Source organism: Pseudomonas sp. URIL14HWK12:I12 (assembly GCF_003097135.1).
Taxonomy (GTDB): domain Bacteria; phylum Pseudomonadota; class Gammaproteobacteria; order Pseudomonadales; family Pseudomonadaceae; genus Aquipseudomonas.
The window spans coordinates 18307-39014 of sequence record NZ_QEQL01000007.1; the positions used below are offsets into that span (position 1 = coordinate 18307).

Sequence of the window (20708 nt, forward strand, 5' to 3'; positions counted from 1 at the left end):
TCAGGCCCGGCACCTTATGCCGGACGATAAACGCGCACATTGGCGTGCCCCTCGCTGAGCAGGTGATGAGCATGCAGGCGGCTCATGACACCTTTGTCGCAGTACAGAAGGTATTGACGGTTGGCGTCCAGGTCTTTGAAGCGGCTGTTCAGCGCATAGAAAGGCACAGCCTTGACCTCGATGCCTGCCAGTTCCAGGGGCGCGTCGTCCTGGGCGTCGGGATGGCGGATGTCCACCACCACCTGGCCCGGCAGCGCCTCGGTGACTTCCTCCACATCGACGGCCTTGCCCAGCTCGTCGATCACGTTGTCGATCGACACCAGCTTGGCGCGCTCCAGGGCGCGCTCGAGCACCTGCATGTCGAAGCGTGCTTCTTCACGCTCGATGCGGTAGCCGCGCGCGGCGGTGGTCGGGTTCACCGAGATCACGCCGCAGTATTCGGGCATGTGCTTGGCGAAGTCGGCGGTGCCAATGGCCGTGGCGGTGTCGATGATGTCTTGCTTGTGGGTGGCCAGCAGGGGGCGAAGCACCAGGCGCGGGGTAGCCGAGTCGATGATCGACAGGTTGGTCAGCGTTTGGCTGGACACCTGGGAGATCGCCTCACCGGTCACCAGCGCATCGATTTCGAGCCGGTCAGCCAGGCGGGTGGCCGCCCGCAGCATCATGCGCTTGAGGATCACGCCCATCTGGCTGTCATCGACCTGGGCGAGGATCTCGCCGACCACTTCTTCGAACGGCACGCTGATGAAGAGCACTCGGTGCGAGCTGCCGTATTTCTTCCACAGGTAATGGGCCACTTCCATCACGCCCAACTCGTGGGCGCGCCCACCGAGGTTGAAGAAGCAGAAGTGGGTCATCAGGCCGCGGCGCATCATCTGGTAGGCCGCAACGGTAGAGTCGAAGCCCCCGGACATCAGCACCAGCGTTTGCTCGAGCGCCCCGAGCGGGTACCCGCCGATGCCTTGGTGCTGGTTGTGCACCACGAACAGGCGCTGGTCGCGAATCTCGATGCGCACTTCGACCTGCGGGCGCTTGAGGTCGATACCCGCGGCGCCGCACAGCTGGCGCAGCTGGCTGCCGACGTAGCGGTCGACGTCCATGGAGCTGAAGCTGTGGTGCCCGCCGCGCTTGCAGCGCACGGCGAAAATCTTGCCGGGCAGCAGGTGGCCGAAATGCGCCTTGCACTTCTCGACGATGTCATCGAAGTCGCCCAAGGGGTACTCATCGACTTGCAGAAAATGCGCGATACCTGGCGTGCAGCGCAGGCGCTCGACCAACTCGCGGCGCGCCTTCTCGCATTGGAGCTGCGTGTTGACTTCCAGGTTGTCCCATACGCCAACCACCGCGAGGTCTGGGTCCAGGTCACGGGCCACCACGCGGATGTTCTTGGCGAGCTGGCGGATGAAGCGCTTGCGCACCGGCCGGCTCTTGATGGTGATTTCTGGGAAGACTTTTACAATGAGTTTCATGAAACCGCGTGGGCGATGGGCCTGGTGGAAAAAAGGGGCGGCATTATAGCGGAAATTGTTCAACCTTTGACCAACTATTATGAGCAAGCCGCCAAAGCACCAAAAAGGTGCGAATCAAAGTTGCAACGCACCAACAGCGAACACGCCGATCAGCCATTATTGAGCCAAAGCCTCGCGAAAACAGACATTTCGCGGCCCCGGCCCAACTTTGGGCACTGGCATGCAAATTGCTCCCTTGTGAGGCAGGTTGCCGCAGTCGACTATTGGTCGCCGGCCATCATCCCAATCTCAGGGCCACACTCAGCCTGGCCCTGATCACCCGGAGGACAACATGTCGAAGACGGTTCAACTCATCAAAGATCATGACGTCAAGTGGATTGATCTGCGTTTCACCGATACCAAAGGCAAACAACAGCACGTCACCATGCCGGCCCGTGATGCGCTGGACGACGAATTCTTCGAAAGCGGCAAGATGTTCGACGGTTCGTCGATCGCTGGCTGGAAAGGCATCGAAGCCTCCGACATGATCCTGATGCCGGATGACGAAACCGCCGTTCTGGACCCGTTTACCGAAGAGCCGACCATCATTCTGGTGTGCGACATCATCGAGCCCTCGACCATGCAGGGTTACGATCGCGACCCGCGCGCCATCGCCCACCGTGCCGAGGAATACCTCAAGTCCACCGGCATCGGCGACACCGTGTTCGTCGGCCCCGAGCCTGAGTTCTTCATTTTCGACGGCGTGAAATTCAAGTCCGACATCTCCGGTTCCATGTTCAAGATCTTCTCCGATCAAGGCTCGTGGATGACCGATGGCGACATCGAAGGTGGCAACAACCTGGGCCACCGCCCGGGCGTGAAAGGCGGCTATTTCCCGGTTCCGCCGGTCGACCATGACCACGAAATCCGCACAGCCATGTGTAACGCCCTGGAAGAAATGGGCCTGACCGTTGAAGTTCACCACCACGAAGTGGCGACTGCCGGCCAGAACGAAATCGGCGTCAAATTCAACACCCTGGTGAAGAAGGCCGACGAAACCCAGACCCTTAAGTACGTTGTGCATAACGTTGCCGATGCCTATGGCAAAACCGCAACCTTCATGCCCAAGCCTCTGTATGGCGACAACGGTTCGGGCATGCACGTGCACATGTCGATCTCCAAGGAAGGCAAGAACACCTTCGCTGGCGAAGGCTATGCCGGCCTCTCCGACACCGCTCTGTACTTCATCGGCGGCATCATCAAGCACGGTAAGGCCCTCAACGGCTTCACCAACCCGTCGACCAACTCCTACAAGCGCCTGGTGCCTGGCTTCGAAGCGCCGGTAATGCTGGCTTACTCGGCCCGCAACCGCTCTGCCTCGATCCGCATCCCGTATGTGTCGAGCCCCAAAGCTCGCCGCATCGAAGCACGCTTCCCGGACCCGGCTGCCAACCCCTACCTGGCCTTCGCTGCACTGCTGATGGCCGGCCTGGACGGTATCCAGAACAAGATCCACCCAGGCGATGCCGCCGACAAGAACCTGTACGACCTGCCGCCTGAAGAGGCCAAGGAAATCCCGCAGGTATGCGGCAGCCTGAAGGAAGCACTCGAAGCGCTCGACGCTGGCCGTGCATTCCTGACCAAGGGCGGCGTGTTCAGCGACGACTTCATCGACGCTTACATCGCCCTGAAGAGCGAAGAAGAGATCAAGGTCCGCACCTTCGTTCACCCGCTGGAATACGACCTGTACTACAGCGTCTGATGCCCGCGTAGCGTTTTGAAAAGGCCTCCTTCGGGAGGCCTTTTTCATTTCTGGTTTCGATTTCGCGCCGGGAGATGGCCCGTTGATGATCCGGCGCCCGGGTAGAGTTCAGCCCCGGCTTTGATCAGGCTTCGTTTCCCTATGCGCGCACTACTTCTGCTACTTGCCCTGGCGGTGGCTTCGAGCACACAGGCCAGCACCCCGCCGGCCGCACTCGGCGTGCTGCTGGGGCACATGCAGCAGCGGCTGGCACTGGCCGAGCCGGTGACCCTGAGCAAGTGGGACAGCAACAACCCTGTGGCCGACCCCGTGCGGGAGCGGCAGGTGATCACCGCTGCGAAGCAGGCAGGTACGGCGGCGCAGTTGCCAGCCGATTGGGTGGCACGTTTTTTCACCGCCCAGATAGAGGCGAACAAGCTGATGCAGTATCACTTGCTCCACCAATGGCAACGAAAAGGCGCAGCGCCCGCCACGCCGCGCCAGAGCCTGGCCACCGGTATCCGGCCACAGCTCGACACCCTGCAGGCGGGCCTCATTGCCGGCATGGCGGCCTTCGCGCCCTGGCGTAACGCACCGCAATGCCCAGCCTGGGTGGCTCAGCACGTCGATACCCTGGCAGGCTCCCCCAGCGAACATCTGGCCCTGATACGCGCCAGTGCAGAACTCTGTGTAACCACACGCTGAGCTGTTCTATGCTGGCAACCGAGGGCCGCCGTATGGGCGGGCCACCGTACGAGTGTTTTTCATGCGCTGTCTCGCCCTGCTGATTGCGTTGCTGGCCTCCCCGATGAGCTGGGCGCAGATCTACAAATACACCGATGCCAACGGCAACACGGTCTACACGAACCAGCCACCCGGCGGCAGCAAGGCCAAGGAAGTCAACCTGCCGCCCCTCAACAGCATCTCGCCCGGCACCCCCGCGCCGGCACCCGAACCTCCACCCTCCTCCGTGCAGCCTGCTGCCTCCGCCCAGGCTTACAGCGTGCTGGCACTGGCTGGCCTGCCCAGTGAGGAGGCGTTGAGGGCGAATAACGGCACCTTCACCGTAGGTGTTACGCTCACACCCAAGCTCTTGCCCGGCCACATGCTGCAACTGGTGCTCGACGGCAAGCCATATGGCGAGCCGAGCAATGTGCCACGCCTGCAAGTGGTCAATGCCGACCGCGGCGAACACAACCTGGCAGTGCGGGTACTGGCAGGCGACAGCATGGTGCAGCAAAGCGAAACCGTGACCTTCACCGTCCAGCGGGTTCATCTTTGATGCGTGTCGGGCTGGCCATTATCCTTCTTTGCCTGTGCACGAACGCCACGGCGCAGGTGTACACCTACACCGATAGCAACGGTAACCGTGCCTACACCGACCAGCCACGTCCGGGCGCAAAGCCGGTTTCGATTTCCACCACCCCGGCGATTTCGGTGCCTAAATCGGCCGCTTCGCCAGCACCGGTGAAGCCCCCAGGCCGGCGCCAACCCCCGCGCATCGTTCATTACGACCTGCTGCGCATCCTCTCTCCCGCGCCAGAAGGCACCGTCAGCCATGCCGGCGGCGAGGTAGTAGTCACGCTGACCAGCGAGCCAGCACTGGTGCCAGGTGACTTGTTCGAGCTGCTCCTTGACGACAACCCCGTGGGCGCTCCCGGAACCAGCCCGGTCATTCCCCTCACCAACGTTGACCGTGGCGAGCACCGGCTGGCTGTGCGGATCATCGATATCCACGGCCGGGTGGTGGAGCAAACCGCTTCGCAAACGTTCTTCATGCAGCGCATTTCGCTGTCTCAGAAGCGTCGGATGAAACCGTGCCAGAAGGGTGATTACGGGCTTCGCCCTGAATGCCCTACGTCGATGAAGCCCGCCGACGACTGACGCACCAAAAAAGCGCATAGCCATGCACGGATTCGGCACATAATGCCGCGCGGCGCGTGCCTCGGAGCGACGCACAGGCCCCTGTTTGCAGCACGACGCAATAAACCTGCCTGTTTTCAGAGCCTTGGTTTGGATTTTGCATTTTCAGTGCACCAGCGGATTGCCCGCGCCCAAAAACGGGACCGGCACCGGCTTTTACCCCGGCTGCCCTGTACCAAAAGAGGTCACACGCCCAACATGACCATCAGCGACGCGCTGCACCGGCTGTTACTGGACAACCTGACCACTGCAACGATTCTGCTCAATGCCGAGCTGCGTTTGGAGTACATGAACCCGGCGGCGGAGATGCTGCTGGCCATCAGTGGCCAGCGCAGCCATGGCCAGTTCATCAGCGAGCTGTTCACTGAATCGCCAGAGGCACTGGTGTCGTTGCGACAGGCCGTCGAGCATGCTCACCCGTTCACCAAACGGGAGGCAGTGCTCACCGGCATGACCGGCCAGAGCATCACCGTCGACTATGCCGTTACGCCCATCCTCAACCAGGGCCAGACCCTGCTGCTGCTTGAGGTGTTGCCCCGCGACCGCCTCTTGCGCATCACGAAGGAAGAGGCGCAGCTGTCAAAGCAGGAAACCACCAAGATGCTGGTGCGCGGCCTGGCCCACGAGATAAAGAACCCACTCGGGGGCATTCGTGGCGCGGCCCAGTTGCTGGCGCGCGAGCTGCCGGAAGAACAGCTCAAGGACTACACCAACGTCATCATCGAAGAAGCCGACCGGCTGAGAAACCTGGTTGACCGCATGCTGGGCTCGAACAAGCTGCCGTCGCTGGCCATGTGCAACGCCCATGAGGTATTGGAGCGCGTTTGCCAGCTGGTCGATGCCGAGACCCAGGGCGGTGTGACGCTGGTGCGCGACTATGACCCGAGCATTCCGGATGTGCTGATCGACCGTGAGCAGATGATCCAGGCCGTGCTCAATATCGTGCGCAACGCCATGCAGGCCATCAGCGGGCAGAACGAACTGCGGCTGGGGCGCATCACGCTGCGTACCCGCGCCATGCGCCAGTTCACCATCGGCCACGTGCGCCATCGCCTGGTGGCAAAGATCGACATCACCGACAACGGCCCTGGCATACCGGCCGAACTTCAGGAAACCATTTTTTATCCTATGGTCAGCGGCCGCCCGGACGGCACCGGGCTGGGGCTGGCCATTACCCAGAACATCATCAGCCAGCATCAAGGCCTGATCGAGTGTGAGAGCCACCCTGGCCACACGGTTTTCTCGATCTTCCTGCCGCTGGAACAAGGAGCCACCTCGTCATGAGCCGTAGTGAAACCGTTTGGATCGTCGACGACGACCGTTCCATCCGCTGGGTACTGGAAAAAGCCCTGCAACAAGAGGGTATGACCACCCAGAGCTTCGACAGCGCTGACGGGGTGATGAGCCGGCTGGCCCGCCAACAGCCGGACGTGATCATTTCCGACATCCGCATGCCTGGCGCAAGCGGGCTGGACCTGCTGGCTCGCATTCGCGAGCAGCACCCGCGCCTGCCGGTGATCATCATGACAGCGCACTCGGACCTCGACAGCGCGGTGGCCTCTTACCAAGGCGGCGCCTTCGAGTACCTGCCCAAGCCGTTCGATGTGGACGAAGCCGTTTCGCTCGTCAAGCGCGCCAACCAGCACGCCCAAGAGCAACAAGGCCTCGAAGCCACCCCTACCCTCACTCGCACGCCCGAGATCATCGGCGAAGCGCCGGCGATGCAGGAGGTGTTTCGCGCCATCGGCCGGCTGAGCCATTCCAACATCACCGTGCTCATCAATGGTGAGTCCGGCACCGGCAAAGAGCTGGTCGCCCATGCCCTGCACCGCCACAGCCCTCGTGCGGCCTCGCCGTTCATTGCGCTGAACATGGCGGCCATCCCGAAAGACCTGATGGAGTCAGAGCTGTTCGGCCATGAGAAAGGCGCGTTTACTGGCGCGGCCAACCTGCGACGGGGCCGCTTCGAGCAGGCTGACGGCGGCACCCTGTTTCTCGACGAGATCGGCGACATGCCCGCCGAAACCCAGACGCGCCTGTTGCGCGTACTGGCCGATGGGGAATTCTATCGGGTGGGCGGGCACACGTCGGTCAAGGTAGACGTGCGCATCATCGCCGCCACCCACCAGAACCTCGAAGGGCTGGTGCACGCAGGCAAGTTCCGGGAAGACCTCTTCCACCGCCTGAACGTAATCCGCATCCACATTCCACGGCTCTCCGACCGCCGCGAAGATATCCCCACACTGGCCAAGCACTTCCTGGGCCGCGCGGCTCAGGAACTGGCAGTGGAGCCCAAGCTGCTCAAGAGCGAAACCGAGGAATACCTCAAGAACCTGCCTTGGCCAGGCAATGTGCGCCAGCTGGAGAACACCTGCCGCTGGATCACGGTCATGGCCTCCGGCCGCGAAGTACACATAAGCGACTTGCCACCGGAGCTGCTCAGCGTGCCGCAGGATTCGGCACCGGTCACCAACTGGGAGCAGGCGCTGCGCCAGTGGGCCGACCAGGCCTTGGCCCGCGGCCAGTCGAGCCTGCTCGACAGCGCCGTGCCAAGCTTCGAGCGGATCATGATCGAAACGGCGCTCAAGCACACCGCCGGCCGCCGCCGCGACGCCGCCGTGCTGCTGGGCTGGGGGCGCAATACCCTGACGCGCAAGATCAAGGAGTTGGGGATGAAGGTCGACGGAGGGGATGACGAGGACGGGGAGGACAGCTGAACAAGCGGGGGCAGACCGGTTGCGCCAGGCCCGCAAGTCGCGCGGCGCAGCCGCCCTCCCACGGTTTGGGCGAGTGAGTCACTGATTTGGCAAAGCCCGCTTCGGCGGTTTTTTTCATGCGTGTCATTTTGTTTCAGCACGGTGCATAAGCGCACCACATTGCACCGCACCAATGCGCAACCAACCCCCTGCCCCGGCCGCTGGCACGCGCTTTTCGGCAAGCGGCCAACCCGCACAAGAAAAAATGGATTATTAAAGTCTTTTAAATCAAAAGGTTGAAAAAATATCAGGATTCAAACCGGAAATTGGCACGCACGCTGCAATAGTCCAATCACAACCCGTTTAGGGGACCTTGGTACAGGCAGGCCGGGGAATCCCCACTTTATGACCGGGACTCGTTGGCCAGCAGGCCACGAGCCCAACACGCTTTTGGGGGCCTTTGGTACAGGCAGGCCGGAGAACCCCCTCTTTACATCGAAGGCCGCGGCCCCGCCGCCCTTCAGCCCTTCGGGGACCCTGGTACAGGCAGGCCGGGTGCTCCCCTTCTTTATTACAGTTCCCGGAGGCTGATGCTCAGCCTCCAGCGGCCATCGACCTTCTCTCCCACCCAATCCCCTTGCAAGTGCCGCGCGGCTATCACGCTGAGCAGCAACTGCGAGCCCGCCTGGCGAACGCGCCATTTGGCCGGGTGGCCGCCAACTAGCACTTCACCTGAGGCCTCAGCGCCATGGGCCTGCAAGCGCACGGCGAAGGCTCCTTCGAAGGCATCGGCCTGTACACCAGGCTCGCGGTTGAACCACAACACCAGCTGGCCTGGGTGCAGCTCGATACGGTCGAGAGAACTGGGCGTCGTTTCGGTCAGGCGGCCGATCATCAAGCCCAGCATCAGGCCCACAATCGCCAGCGATAGAAGAAAGCGAGGCCATAGAGAGGCGCGTGGCGGCAACGCTTCGGGGTTAGAATGGCGGCCGTCTTTTTGCTCGGAGCCGTGCATGTTTCACGTCATCCTTTTTCAACCGGAAATCCCACCGAACACTGGCAACGTCATCAGGCTGTGCGCCAACAGCGGTTGCCACCTGCACCTGATCGAGCCACTGGGCTTCGAGCTGGATGACAAGCGCCTGCGCCGAGCGGGCCTGGACTACCACGAATACGCGCCGCTACAGCGCCATGCCAGCCTTGGCGCATGCCTGCAAGCCTTGGGCAACCCGCGGGTGTTCGCGTTCACCACCAAGGGGTCTCAGCCGTTTCATGACGTGGCGTTCAAGCCCGGAGACGCCTTCCTGTTCGGCCCTGAAAGCCGAGGCCTGCCAGAGGAAGTCCGCGAACAATACCCGCCAGAGCAGCGGCTGCGCCTGCCGATGCGGGCCGGCAGCCGTAGCCTGAACCTGTCCAATACCGTCGCGGTGGCGGTGTACGAAGCCTGGCGCCAGCAAGGCTTCGCATGACCGCGTAGGCTCAGGCCTGGGGCGCTTCGCCAGCAGCTTGCAGGCGCTGCAGCTCTTGCGCATACAGCGCGTCGAAGTTCACCGGTGCCAGCATCAGCGCCGGGAACGACCCGCGCACCACCAGGCTGTCGAGGGTTTCACGCGCATAGGGGAACAGCAGGTTGGGGCAGAACGCACCCAGGGTGTGGCTCATCGACTGCGCATCAAGGTTCTTGATCAGGAAGATGCCAGCCTGTTGCACTTCAGCGATAAAGGCGACTTCGTCACCGTTTTTAACGGTTACCGACAGCGTGAGCACGACTTCGTGGAAATCGTTTTCCAGCGACTTCTGGCGGGTATTGAGGTCCAGCGAAACACTCGGCTCCCATGCCTGGCGAAAGATCGCCGGGCTCTTGGGCGCTTCGAACGACAGGTCACGCACATAGATGCGCTGGAGGGAGAATTGCGGTTCGTTTTCAGCGGCGTTGTTCTGTTCGCTCATGGCATTGGCCTTCTTGGCGTGAGTTTGATTAATCAGAGGCCCAGCAGCGCGTCGAGCTTGCCGGCGCGCTCCAGGGCATAAAGATCGTCGCAACCGCCGACGTGGCGATCATCGATCCAGATCTGGGGCACCGACGTGCGCCCGGCCTTGCTGGCCATTTCGGCGCGCAGCGCAGGCTTGCCGTCGACCTTGATCTCCTGGAAATCGACACCTTTGCCGGTCAGCAGGCCCTTGGCCCGCATGCAGTAGGGGCACCAGTCGCTTGAGTAGACGATGACCTGTGCCATATCACTTCACCACGGGCAGGTTGTCGCCCCGCCAGGTGGAGATGCCACCGCTCAGGCGTACGGCGTTGAAGCCGGCCTTGAGCAGGTCGCGGCACACGGCCCCGGCTTGCTGGCCCATGGCGTCGACGATGATCAACGTCTTGGCCTTGTGCTTTTCGAGCTCGGCCATGCGCGCGGTGAGTTTGTCTTGCGGGATGTTGATCGCATCGACGATGTGACCGCCGGCGAAATCCTTCTTGGCGCGGATGTCGATGACTACCGCTTTGTCGGCGTTGACCAAGGCGGTAAGTTCACGGGTGCCAATGGAGCGGCCACCGCCTTTCATTTCATGGGCCAGCAGCAAGGCCAGCAGCACGGCGAACAGGCCGACGAGCAGGTAGTGATTGGTGGCGAATTCGAGCAGATGAGCGACCATCAAGCGGGTTCCACGGCGTTAAAATGGCGGCCAGTATACACACCCGGCAGGGCCGGCCAAAGCCCGCCCAGCGCCAGTTTCACGGAACCGGCGCGGGCTTTGCCGGTCATTGGCAGGCTAGCCAACCTTTTTCGTCAGCCGCAGGCGTTTTACCCTAAAATGCCAGCCTCCCCTGACAACAGCCGCGAGCCCAGCGCCATGACTACCACGCCCAAGCCCCTGGTCCTGATCATTCTGGACGGATTCGGGCACAGCGAGCACCACGAGAACAACGCCGTTTACTCCGCGAAGAAACCCAACCTCGACCGCCTCATCGCCCAGCAGCCCAACGGGCTGATCTCAGGCTCCGGCGAAGATGTCGGCCTGCCCGATGGGCAGATGGGCAACTCCGAGGTCGGCCACATGAACCTGGGCGCCGGCCGTGTGGTGTATCAGGACTTCACCCGCGTCACCAAGGCCATCCGAGATGGCGAATTCTTCAGCAACGAGTTGCTGGTGGGCGCGGTAGATAAAGCCGTCAAGGCCGGCAAGGCCGTGCACTTGATGGGCCTGCTCTCCGATGGCGGTGTGCACAGCCATCAAGACCACATCGTGGCCATGGCCAAACTGGCTGCCGAGCGTGGGGCCGAGAAACTCTACCTGCACGCCTTCCTTGACGGCCGCGACACACCGCCCAAAAGCGCACAGGCCTCGCTCGAGCTGATGGACGCCACCTTCGCCCAGCTTGGCAAGGGCCGTACCGCCAGCCTGATCGGCCGCTACTTCGCCATGGACCGCGACAATCGCTGGGACCGGGTAGCCGCTGCCTATGAGTTGATCGTGGACGGCACCGCCCAGTACCAGGCCGCTAGCGCCGTGGAAGGTCTCGAAGCGGCCTACGCCCGCGGCGAGAGCGACGAGTTCGTCAAGGCCACCGCCATTGGCTCGCCAGTCCAGGTCGAGGACGGCGATTCGGTGATCTTCATGAACTTCCGTGCCGACCGCGCCCGCGAGCTCTCGCGGGTGTTCGTCGAAGACGGCTTTGCCGACTTCCCTCGCAAACGCCAGCCCAAGCTCGCCGCCTACGTGGGCCTGACCCAATACTCGGCGAAGATCCCTGCCCCCGCAGCCTTCGGCCCCACCAGCCTGAACAACGTGCTGGGCGAGTACCTGGCCAAGCATGGCAAAACCCAGCTGCGCATCGCCGAAACCGAGAAGTACGCCCACGTAACGTTCTTCTTCTCAGGCGGCCGCGAAGAACCCTTCGAGGGCGAAGAGCGCATCCTGATCCCCTCGCCGAAGGTTGCCACCTACGACCTGCAACCCGAGATGAGTGCACCGGAAGTCACCGACAAGATCGTCGATGCCATCGAGCACCAGCGCTTCGACGTGATCGTGGTCAACTACGCCAACGGCGACATGGTGGGCCACAGCGGCGTGCTGGCAGCGGCAGTCAAGGCGGTAGAGTGCCTCGACACCTGCGTAGGGCGCATCACGGCGGCGCTTGAGAAAGTGGGCGGCGAAGCGCTGATCACCGCCGACCACGGCAACTGCGAGAAGATGGAAGACGAAACCACCGGCCAGGCGCACACCGCGCATACGACTGAGCCGGTGCCTTTCATCTATGTAGGCAAGCGCAATGTGCGGGTGCGCGAAGGCGGCGTGCTGGCAGACGTCGCGCCGACCATGCTGTTCCTGATGGGCTTGGCCAAGCCGCAGGAAATGACCGGTACCAGCATCCTGGCCGACGCTTGAGGCAGTGAACGGGGCGGCCGGTGCCGCCCTTGTTTGATCTCGAAACATTTTTACGGGGCGGGCATACTAGGCCGGTCCCCACTAACGGTGCCCTCCTCTCGATGCTTCGCACCCTTCTCGCCTTCGCACTGGCGTGCCTGATTCTGCCGGCCATGGCCGACGATGATCGCGCCCAGACCCAGCAGCAACTGGAAAAAACCCGCCAGGACATCGCCGACCTCAAGAAAACGCTGGGCCAGATCCAGCAAGAGCGCAGCGGTGTGCAAAAAGACCTGAGCGCCACTGAAACCGAAATGGGCAAGCTGGAAAAGCAGGTGGAGGCCCTGCAAAACGAACTAAAAAAGAGCGACAGCGAGCTGCAACGCCTCGACAGTGAGAAAAAAAAACTCCAGAGCGCGCGCACTGAACAGCAGCAACTGATCGCCATCCAGGCCCGGGCCGCCTACCAGGGCGGCCGCCAGGAATACCTCAAGCTTCTGCTCAACCAACAGAACCCAGAGAAGTTCGCCCGGACCCTCACCTACTACGACTACATGAGCAAGGCTCGGCTGCAGCAGCTGCGTAGCTTCAACGAGACCTTGCGGCAGCTGGCCGACGTGGAAAAGCAGATTTCCATGGAGCAGGCCCAGCAGTTGGTGCAGCAAAGCCAGCTGACCGAACAGCGCGCCGAACTCGACAAGGTTCGCCAGCAGCGCCGCGAGGCGCTGGCCAAGCTCAACGACCAGTACAAGGCCGGCGACAGCAGGCTGCAGGCTCGCCAGCAAGACCAGGCCGAGCTGAACCAGGTACTCAAGGCGATCGAAGAACGTATCGCCAAGGAGGCCGAAGAAGCTCGCCAGCGTGCTTTGCTTGCCCAGCAGGAAGCAGAGCGCAAGCGCCGTGAGGCCGCCGCGCAAGCCGCCGCAGCACAACGCCCGCCACCCAAGGACGACGACGACGATGCCCCTGCCCGCCCGCGGCGCAGCCCTGGGCAGATGGTCTCCAGCGCAGGCGAGAACTTCGGCGGCGCATTCAGTGCCGCTCGTGGAAAACTTCCGTGGCCTGTCGATGGTCGATTGTTGGCGCGTTTCGGCGACACACGTGGCTCGGACGAACGCACCAAATGGGACGGGGTAATGATCGCCGCGCCTGCCGGTGCTACCGTTCGGGCAGTGCACGGCGGGCGCGTGGTATTCGCGGATTGGTTGCGGGGCGCCGGGCTTCTGGTCATTCTCGACCATGGTGACGGCTACCTGACCCTGTATGGGCACAACCAGACGCTGCTCAAGCATGCCGGCGACGTGGTCAAGGCTGGCGAGGCGCTGTCCACGGTAGGCACGAGTGGTGGGCAAGACACGCCAGCGCTGTATTTCGCAATTCGCCAGCAAGGTCGGGCGACCGACCCTGCACAGTGGTGCCGCGGCTGACGCGGCACCGGTAAATCGGATCAGGAGTTCGTTCGACATGCTGCATTTGCCCCGCCTTACCTCGCTGGCCTTCACCATCGCCCTTGTGGCTGGCGCGCCCCTGGCCCGCGCGGCCGAGCCAGCGCCTGCCAAGCCTGCTGCAGCAACCGCGCCGGCGGCTACCGTCACCACCAAAGACCCACTGCCGCTCGATGAGCTGCGCACCTTCGCCGAGGTGATGGACCGCATCAAGGCCGCATATGTCGAGCCCGTGGATGACAAGACCCTGCTGGAAAACGCCATCAAGGGCATGCTCAGCAACCTTGACCCGCACTCGGCCTACCTGGGCCCCGAAGAGTTCGCCGAGTTGCAGGAAAGCACCAGCGGTGAATTCGGCGGCCTAGGCATCGAGGTGGGCGTTGAAGACGGCTTCGTCAAGGTGGTCTCGCCCATCGACGACACCCCGGCCAGCCGCGCCGGCATCCAGGCCGGCGACCTGATCGTGAAGATCAACGGCCAGCCCACGCGTGGGGCCAGCATGAACGAAGCCGTGGACCGCATGCGCGGCAAGGTCGGCGAAAAAATCACCCTGACGCTGGTTCGCGACGGCGGAACGCCGTTCGACGTGACCCTGGCCCGCGCGATCATTCAGGTCAAGAGCGTCAAGGCCCAGTTGCTCGAGGACGGCTACGGCTACCTGCGCATCACTCAGTTCCAGGTCAAGACCGGCGACGAAGTGGCCAAGGCCCTGGCTCAACTGAAAAAGCAGAACGGCAACAAGAAGCTCAATGGTTTGGTGATGGACCTGCGCAACAACCCGGGCGGCGTGCTGCAGGCGGCGGTGCAAACCGCCGACAACTTCCTGACCTCCGGGCTGATCGTCTACACCAAGGGGCGCCTGCCCAACTCCGAGCTGCGCTTCAATGCCGACCCGGTCGACCAGAGCGAAGGCGTGCCGCTGGTGGTGCTGATCAACGGCGGCAGCGCCTCGGCGTCCGAAATCGTTGCCGGCGCCCTGCAGGACCAGAAGCGCGCCATCTTGATGGGCACCGACAGCTTCGGCAAAGGGTCGGTGCAAACCGTGCTCCCGCTCACCAACGACCGGGCCCTGAAGCTCACCACGGCGTTGTATTTCACCCCTAACGGCCGCTCCATCCAGGCCCAGGGCATTACCCCTGACGTCGAAGTGCGCCAGGCCAAGGTCACCGCCGAAAGCGACAGCGAAAACTTCAAGGAAGCCGACTTGCAGGGCCACCTGGGCAACGGGAACGGCGGTGCTGACCGCCCGACTCGCCAGGCCGTGCCCGGCAGCAGCAAAAAGGCTCGCCCACAGGACGACGACTTCCAACTCAGCCAGGCCCTGTCGTTGCTCAAGGGCCTGAAGGTAACGCGCGGCAGCAACTGAGATGTTGCGTGCCTGCCTGCTGGCCCTGGCAGCGTTGCTGCTGCCAGGCGCCGCCCATGCCGATGAGCCGCCCAAGCATGCCTACATCGCGCTGATCATCGACGACCTGGGGCAGAACCTGCCCCGTGATCGCCGTGCTTTGGCGTTGCCGGGGCCAGTGACGCTGGCGGTGATGCCAGACACACCCCACGCGGCCGAGTTCGCCCGTGAAGCCCACAAGGCGGGTAAAACGGTGATGCTTCACATGCCGATGGACCCCGCCGGCGGGCCCTTCGCGTGGCGGCCTGACCTCCCCATGGCCGAACTCTCTGACCGGCTTGCCGCCGCGCTCAAGGCCGTGCCCTACGCCGCCGGCATCAACAACCATGAAGGCAGCCGCATGACCGCCCAGCCCGAGGCCATGGCCATGCTGATGCAAACGCTCCAGCAGCGGGGGTTGTTCTTCATCGATAGCCGCACCAGCGCCAAGACCGTCGCTGCGGCAAAGGCCCAGGCGATCGACCTGGCCAGCGCCTCGCGGGATGTTTTTCTGGACGACACCCGCACACCCGAAGCCATCAGCGGCCAACTGCAGGCGGCCATCCGGCTTGCGAAAAAGCAGGGCTCTGCGGTGATGATCGGCCACCCCTACCCGGTGACGCTGGATGTGCTGGAGCGTGAGCTACCGGGGCTGAAGGCGGCGGGCGTTGAGTGGATTCCGATCCGGCAACTGATTGCCGAGCGCGGTAACCGGGCGATGGCCGGGCATGGGAAGGATGGGGTTTACCATTAGAGCGCCTCGTCGCGCGGCGAGCCGCCCTCCCACTTGATAAACACCCCTTGGCCGCATTCCCCGTGGGAGGGCGGCTTGCCGCGCGACGCAAACAAGCCCCCTCAGCGAACCACGATGCCGCGCGCGGCCATGTAGGCCTTGGCCTCCGGCACGGTGTACTCGCCAAAATGGAAGATGCTTGCCGCCAGCACCGCGCTCGCGTGGCCTTCGATCACGCCGTCGGCCAGGTGCTGCAGGTTGCCCACGCCGCCCGAGGCGATCACCGGGATGCCCAGTGCGTCGCTGATGGCCCGGGTGACGCCCAGGTCGAAGCCGCTCTTCATGCCGTCCTGGTCCATGCTGGTGAGCAGGATTTCACCGGCGCCCAGGCCTTCCATTTTTTTCGCCCACTCCACGGCGTCCAACCCGGTGGGCTTGCGCCCGCCGTGGGTGAAGATCTCCCAGCGTGGGGTTTCGCCTGGCCCGGACACCTTTTTCGCGTCGATGGCGACAACGATGCACTGCGAGCCGAAGCGGGCAGCCGCCTCGCCGACGAACTCGGGGTTGAACACGGCAGCGGTGTTGATCGAGACCTTGTCGGCCCCGGCATTGAGCAGGTTGCGGATATCCTGCACGGTACGTACGCCGCCGCCCACGGTAAGCGGGATGAACACCTGGCTGGCCATGCGCTCGACGGTGTGGAGCGTGGTGTCGCGGCCATCGACGCTGGCGGTGATGTCCAGGAAGGTGATTTCGTCGGCGCCCTGCTCGTCGTAGCGGCGCGCGATCTCGACCGGGTCACCGGCATCGCGGATGTTCTCGAACTTCACGCCCTTGACGACCCGGCCGTTGTCCACGTCCAGGCAAGGAATGATTCGCTTCGCTAAAGCCATGCTGCAAGCCTCCGGGGCGGTTACCGGTTACGCGTAGTTATCGCAGAACGCCTGAGCCTCGGCGACGTCGAGGGTACCCTCGTAGATCGCGCGGCCGGTGATGGCGCCGATGATGCCCGGGGTGTTGGCCTTGAGCAGTGTTTCGATGTCGCCCAGGTTGTGGATGCCGCCGGAGGCGATCACCGGAATGCGGGTCGCTTCGGCCAGCGCCTTGGTGAAGGGCACGTTGCAGCCCTGCATCATGCCGTCCTTGGCGATGTCGGTGTAGACGATCGCCGAGACGCCATCGGCTTCGAAGCGGCGCGCCAGGTCGATCACCTGCACGCTGCTGACCTCGGCCCAACCGTCGGTGGCGACGAAGCCGTCTTTGGCGTCCAGGCCGACGATCACCTTGCCGGGGAACGCCTTGCAGGCTTCGGTCACGAACTCGGGCTGCTTGACCGCCTTGGTGCCGATGATCACGTAGCTGACGCCCGCACGTACGTAGTGCTCGATGGTCTCCAGCGACCGGATGCCGCCGCCGATCTGGATCGGCAGGTTCGGGTAGCGCTGGGCAATGGCGGTGACCACTTCGCCGTTGACCGGCTGGCCCTCGAACGCGCCATTGAGGTCAACCAGGTGCAGGCGGCGGCAGCCGGCGTCGACCCACTTGGCGGCCATGCTCACAGGGTCATCGGAAAACACCGTGGAGTCTTCCATGCGGCCTTGGCGCAGGCGCACGCAGGCACCGTCTTTGAGGTCGATTGCGGGGATGATCAGCATAAGAATTCCTTTGGATTACCAGCGGCCATCCCAAGCGATGAAGTTCTGCAACAGTTGCAGGCCATGGGTGTGGCTTTTCTCGGGGTGGAACTGCACGGCGAAGCGCGAGCCGTCGGCCAGCGCGGCGGCGAAGTCGAGGCCGTAGTGGCCACGGCCGACGACCTGGCCGGCCTTGGCGGCCTCGATGTAGTAGCTGTGCACGAAATAGAAACGGGCACGGTCGGGAATGCTGTGCCACAGCGGGTGGTCGACCGCCAGGGAAACCTCGTTCCAGCCCATGTGCGGCACTTTCAAGTGCTCGCCGTCCTCATGCAGGCCCTTGCCGAAGAAGCGCACCTTGCCAGGGAACAGGCCGATGCAGTCGACACCGTCGTTCTCCTCGCTGTGGTCCAGCAGCGCCTGCATGCCGACGCAGATGCCCAGGAACGGGCGATCCTGGCTGACCTCGCGCACCAGCGCATCGAAGCCCAGCCGGCGGATCTCGGCCATGCAGTCGCGAATCGCGCCCACACCGGGGAACACCACGCGGTCAGCCTCGCGGATCACCGCAGCGTCGCTGGTGACCAGCACCTTGCCCGCGCCCACGTGCTCCAGCGCCTTGGCCACCGAGTGCAGGTTGCCCATGCCGTAGTCGATCACCGCTACCGTTTGCATCACAGCACGCCTTTGGTGGAGGGCATCTGCCCGGCCATGCGCTCATCGACTTCCACAGCCATGCGCAGGGCACGGCCAAAGGCCTTGAACACGGTTTCGATCTGATGGTGGGTGTTGATGCCACGCAGGTTGTCGATGTGCAGGGTGACCTGGGCGTGGTTGACGAAACCCTGGAAGAATTCCTGGAACAGGTCGACGTCGAAGCGCCCCACCACGGCGCGGGTGTACGGCACGTGCATCTGCAACCCGGGGCGGCCGGAGAAATCGATCACCACGCGCGAGAGCGCTTCGTCGAGCGGCACGTAGGCATGGCCATAGCGGCGGATGCCCTTCTTGTCGCCGACCGCCTGGGCGAACGCCTTGCCCAGCGTGATACCGACGTCTTCGACGGTGTGGTGGTCATCGATGGCAAGGTCGCCCTTGCACTCGATGTCGAGGTCGATCAGCCCGTGGCGGGCGATCTGGTCGAGCATGTGCTCAAGAAAAGGCACACCGATATCGAACCGGGCCTTACCAGTGCCATCCAGGTTGATCGAGGCTTTGATCTGGGTTTCCAGGGTGTTGCGCTCGACGAACGCCTTACGTTCGGCCATCACCAGCTCCGCAAAGAATCAAGGGCGAAAAGGCGGGCAGTATACGGCGTGAGAGGCCTGCATGCAGCAGGATTTCCCCGACGCGCAGGGCTGCGCGTCGGGGAAAGGCGGGTCAGAACAGTACAGCGACCTTCTGCAGGGTGACGATCACACCCCAGGCCAGCGGAATGCCCACGGCCAGCCAGGCCAGGATCACCACCGGCCAGGTGCCGGAAGCGGCGTGCCATTCCAGCACGTTGGCTGAGCCTGCAGCCTTGTCATGGCTCAATGCGCGCTCGGCAGCGAGCTGCTCGTCGCTCATGAAGTACTTGTCGGCAACCGGGCGCACCAGGGCGTTGCAGATAAAGCCCAGCACCAGCAGGCCTACCAGGATGTACAACGTCTTGTCGTACACCGCCGACGGCGGCACGCCGATCGACAGCTGGTATTCACGCAGGTAGTTCACCAACACCGGGCCAAGCACGCCGGCAGCGGCCCAGGCGGTCAGCAGGCGGCCGTGGATCGCGCCAACCATCTGGGTGCCGAACAGGTCGGCCAGGTAAGCAGGCACAGTGGCGAAGCCGCCGCCGTACATCGACAGGATGATGCAGAACGCACCTACGAACAGCGCGACGTTGCCCAGGTGGCCAAGGTTCGGCACCAGGCCGTAGAGCGCGGCGCCCAGGGCGAAGAACACGAAGTAGGTGTACTTGCGGCCGATGTAGTCGGAGAACGAGGCCCAGAAGAAGCGGCCGCCAATGTTGAACAGGCTCAACAGGCCAGTGAAGCCTGCGGCGATCGCAGCCACTTGCTTGAGCTGGTCGGGCGACAGTTCCTTGAACGACAGGGTGGTACCGATCAGCTGGCCACCGAACACTTCCTGCAACAGCGGCGAAGCCATGCCCAGAATGCCGATACCGGCCGACACGTTCAGGCACAGCACCAGCCACACCAGGGCGAACTGCGGGGTTTTCCAGGCAACGCTCACGTGGACGTGGCGATCGGTGATCATGGTGTTGCCGGCCTTCTTGACCGGGGGCACCCAGCCTTCAGGCTTCCAGCCGGTCGGCGGCACACGGTAGGTCAGCGCACCACCGAGCATGAACACGAAGTAGATCACGGCCATTACGGCGAAGGTTTGCCATACGCCGGCCACGCCTGGGGCAGCGAAGTGGCCCATCAGTGCGGTCGCCAGCGGCGCCCCGACCATTGCACCACCGCCGAAGCCCATGATGGCCATGCCGGTCGCCATGCCGCGGCGGTCGGGGAACCATTTGATCAGGGTCGACACGGGCGAGATGTAGCCAAGGCCTAGCCCGATACCGCCGATCACGCCCGAGCCGATCCACATCAACCAGATCTGGTGGGTATAGACGCCCAGCGCCGAGAGCAGCAGGCCGCCGCACCAGCAAGCAGCGGAAACCACACCCGCCTTGCGCGGCCCGGCGTGTTCCAGCCAGCCGCCCCAGATGGCTGCCGAGCAACCCAGGAAGATGAAGAACAGGGTGTAGACCCAGCCCAGCATGGAGATCTGCCAGTCACAGGTGCTAGCGAACACTTGGCTGATGAAGTCCATTTCTGCAGGGCAGGCCGTTCCTACGGCCTTCGACAGCGGCAGCCAGAAGACCGAGAAGCCATAGGCCATGCCGATGCACAGGTGAATCGCCAAGGCCGCCGGTGGCACCAGCCAACGGTTGAAGCCCGGCCGGGCGATGATGCGTTCCTTGGACAGGAACGAAGGCTGGGTGGCGTGGCCGCCACCCGGAACGCTTGCGCTCATTTTGTAATACCCCCAGTGAGTTTTGGCTTAGCAGCACGAAAGCAGCCCACGACCTTCTCTGCACGCAAGGCGGTGGTCGTTCTTTTATCGGCAGGCTTTGGAAAAACGCGACATGCTGTCGCATCGAATGCTGCAAGCGGGCGGGAGGGTAACACTTGCGCCGGTCATTGAAGTCATTTCGACATCACCTTTTTTATTGTTTCTGTGATGGTGTTAACCCGCGGTTCAGCCGCGGGCGTATAGCCTCCCACCCAGCGTAGCCGAGCCTGCGCAGCGTCCGGCCGCAATGAACCGGTGAAGCCGCTGTCAGAC

At 63.3% G+C, this 20708-nt stretch carries 21 protein-coding genes; 11 read left to right on the forward strand and 10 right to left on the reverse strand.

The genetic code is table 11. The annotated features are described in order from the left end of the window. Positions 1-14 precede the first annotated feature (14 nt). The gene (gene thiI, locus F474_RS19290; RefSeq protein WP_097088410.1) at positions 15-1469 is read right to left on the reverse strand and encodes a tRNA uracil 4-sulfurtransferase ThiI; all 1455 of its coding nucleotides are present in this window, start codon (positions 1467-1469) and stop codon (positions 15-17) included. Between the two features lie 331 nt (positions 1470-1800). Here thiI and glnA point away from each other — a divergent pair, with 331 nt between their 5' ends. The 6 genes from glnA (at position 1801) to ntrC (ending at position 7829) form a co-directional block, all read left to right on the forward strand. Next, entirely contained in the window at positions 1801-3210 is a 1410-nt protein-coding gene (gene glnA / locus F474_RS19295; protein WP_097088408.1) for a glutamate--ammonia ligase, read from the forward strand. Positions 3211-3351: 141 nt separating this feature from the next. Further along, a complete protein-coding gene (locus F474_RS19300; protein ID WP_097088406.1) occupies positions 3352-3894 on the forward strand; it encodes a chorismate mutase in 543 nt (180 codons plus the stop codon). A gap of 61 nt (positions 3895-3955) precedes the next feature. After that, complete coding sequence (locus F474_RS19305) at positions 3956-4471, forward strand: DUF4124 domain-containing protein (RefSeq protein ID WP_097088404.1); 516 nt, start codon at positions 3956-3958, stop codon at positions 4469-4471. Further along, entirely contained in the window at positions 4471-5073 is a 603-nt protein-coding gene (locus F474_RS19310; RefSeq protein ID WP_176510736.1) for a DUF4124 domain-containing protein, read from the forward strand. Before F474_RS19305 ends, F474_RS19310 begins: the two co-directional genes overlap by 1 nt. A gap of 237 nt (positions 5074-5310) precedes the next feature. Next, on the forward strand, positions 5311-6396 hold the full coding sequence (glnL, locus tag F474_RS19315) for a nitrogen regulation protein NR(II) (RefSeq protein ID WP_097088400.1): 1086 nt from the start codon (positions 5311-5313) through the stop codon (positions 6394-6396). Beyond that, entirely contained in the window at positions 6393-7829 is a 1437-nt protein-coding gene (gene ntrC / locus F474_RS19320) for a nitrogen regulation protein NR(I) (RefSeq protein WP_097088398.1), read from the forward strand. The genes glnL and ntrC overlap by 4 nt, the downstream gene beginning before the upstream one ends. 550 nt (positions 7830-8379) lie before the next feature. Here ntrC and F474_RS19325 read toward each other — a convergent pair. Then, positions 8380-8823 carry a hypothetical protein gene (locus F474_RS19325; RefSeq protein ID WP_097088396.1) on the reverse strand — a complete coding sequence of 148 codons (444 nt, stop codon included), beginning with the start codon at positions 8821-8823 and terminating at the stop codon, positions 8380-8382. On the opposite strand from F474_RS19325, the gene trmL reads away from it, so the two are divergent. Next, positions 8822-9277 (forward strand): tRNA (uridine(34)/cytosine(34)/5-carboxymethylaminomethyluridine(34)-2'-O)-methyltransferase TrmL, encoded by a 456-nt coding sequence (gene trmL, locus F474_RS19330; protein ID WP_097088394.1) that lies wholly within the window; start codon positions 8822-8824, stop codon positions 9275-9277. The two genes, F474_RS19325 and trmL, sit on opposite strands and share 2 nt — an antisense overlap. Positions 9278-9287: 10 nt before the next feature. Here trmL and secB read toward each other — a convergent pair whose 3' ends face one another. The 3 genes from secB to F474_RS19345 are packed head-to-tail and all read right to left on the reverse strand — an operon-like array spanning position 9288 to position 10460. Beyond that, positions 9288-9758, reverse strand: a complete 471-nt coding sequence (gene secB / locus F474_RS19335) for a protein-export chaperone SecB (RefSeq protein WP_097088392.1) — start codon at positions 9756-9758, stop codon at positions 9288-9290. Between the two features lie 32 nt (positions 9759-9790). After that, positions 9791-10045, reverse strand: coding sequence for a glutaredoxin 3 (gene grxC / locus F474_RS19340; RefSeq protein ID WP_097088390.1), 255 nt, complete (start codon positions 10043-10045; stop codon positions 9791-9793). A gap of 1 nt (position 10046) precedes the next feature. After that, positions 10047-10460 (reverse strand): rhodanese-like domain-containing protein, encoded by a 414-nt coding sequence (locus tag F474_RS19345; protein WP_097088387.1) that lies wholly within the window; start codon positions 10458-10460, stop codon positions 10047-10049. Between the two features lie 198 nt (positions 10461-10658). Here F474_RS19345 and gpmI point away from each other — a divergent pair, with 198 nt between their 5' ends. The 4 genes from gpmI (at position 10659) to F474_RS19365 (ending at position 15756) form a co-directional block, all read left to right on the forward strand. Then, on the forward strand, positions 10659-12194 hold the full coding sequence (gpmI, locus tag F474_RS19350; RefSeq protein ID WP_097088485.1) for a 2,3-bisphosphoglycerate-independent phosphoglycerate mutase: 1536 nt from the start codon (positions 10659-10661) through the stop codon (positions 12192-12194). Between the two features lie 101 nt (positions 12195-12295). Next, complete coding sequence (locus F474_RS19355; protein WP_097088385.1) at positions 12296-13600, forward strand: murein hydrolase activator EnvC; 1305 nt, start codon at positions 12296-12298, stop codon at positions 13598-13600. A gap of 37 nt (positions 13601-13637) precedes the next feature. Beyond that, on the forward strand, positions 13638-14984 hold the full coding sequence (locus F474_RS19360; protein ID WP_097088383.1) for a S41 family peptidase: 1347 nt from the start codon (positions 13638-13640) through the stop codon (positions 14982-14984). Between the two features lies 1 nt (position 14985). Next, the gene (locus tag F474_RS19365) at positions 14986-15756 is read left to right on the forward strand and encodes a divergent polysaccharide deacetylase family protein (protein WP_097088382.1); all 771 of its coding nucleotides are present in this window, start codon (positions 14986-14988) and stop codon (positions 15754-15756) included. 101 nt (positions 15757-15857) lie between these two features. Here the strand turns inward: F474_RS19365 and hisF are convergent, their stop codons facing one another. From hisF to F474_RS19390, 5 genes are all read right to left on the reverse strand, one after another. After that, complete coding sequence (hisF, locus tag F474_RS19370) at positions 15858-16628, reverse strand: imidazole glycerol phosphate synthase subunit HisF (protein ID WP_097088380.1); 771 nt, start codon at positions 16626-16628, stop codon at positions 15858-15860. A gap of 27 nt (positions 16629-16655) precedes the next feature. After that, on the reverse strand, positions 16656-17390 hold the full coding sequence (hisA, locus tag F474_RS19375; RefSeq protein ID WP_097088378.1) for a 1-(5-phosphoribosyl)-5-[(5-phosphoribosylamino)methylideneamino]imidazole-4-carboxamide isomerase: 735 nt from the start codon (positions 17388-17390) through the stop codon (positions 16656-16658). 15 nt (positions 17391-17405) lie between these two features. Further along, the gene (gene hisH, locus F474_RS19380) at positions 17406-18044 is read right to left on the reverse strand and encodes an imidazole glycerol phosphate synthase subunit HisH (RefSeq protein ID WP_097088376.1); all 639 of its coding nucleotides are present in this window, start codon (positions 18042-18044) and stop codon (positions 17406-17408) included. After that, the gene (hisB, locus tag F474_RS19385) at positions 18044-18637 is read right to left on the reverse strand and encodes an imidazoleglycerol-phosphate dehydratase HisB (RefSeq protein WP_097088373.1); all 594 of its coding nucleotides are present in this window, start codon (positions 18635-18637) and stop codon (positions 18044-18046) included. The genes hisH and hisB overlap by 1 nt, the downstream gene beginning before the upstream one ends. A gap of 112 nt (positions 18638-18749) precedes the next feature. After that, positions 18750-20396, reverse strand: coding sequence for an OFA family MFS transporter (locus F474_RS19390; protein ID WP_097088370.1), 1647 nt, complete (start codon positions 20394-20396; stop codon positions 18750-18752). Between the last annotated feature and the right edge of the window lie 312 nt (positions 20397-20708).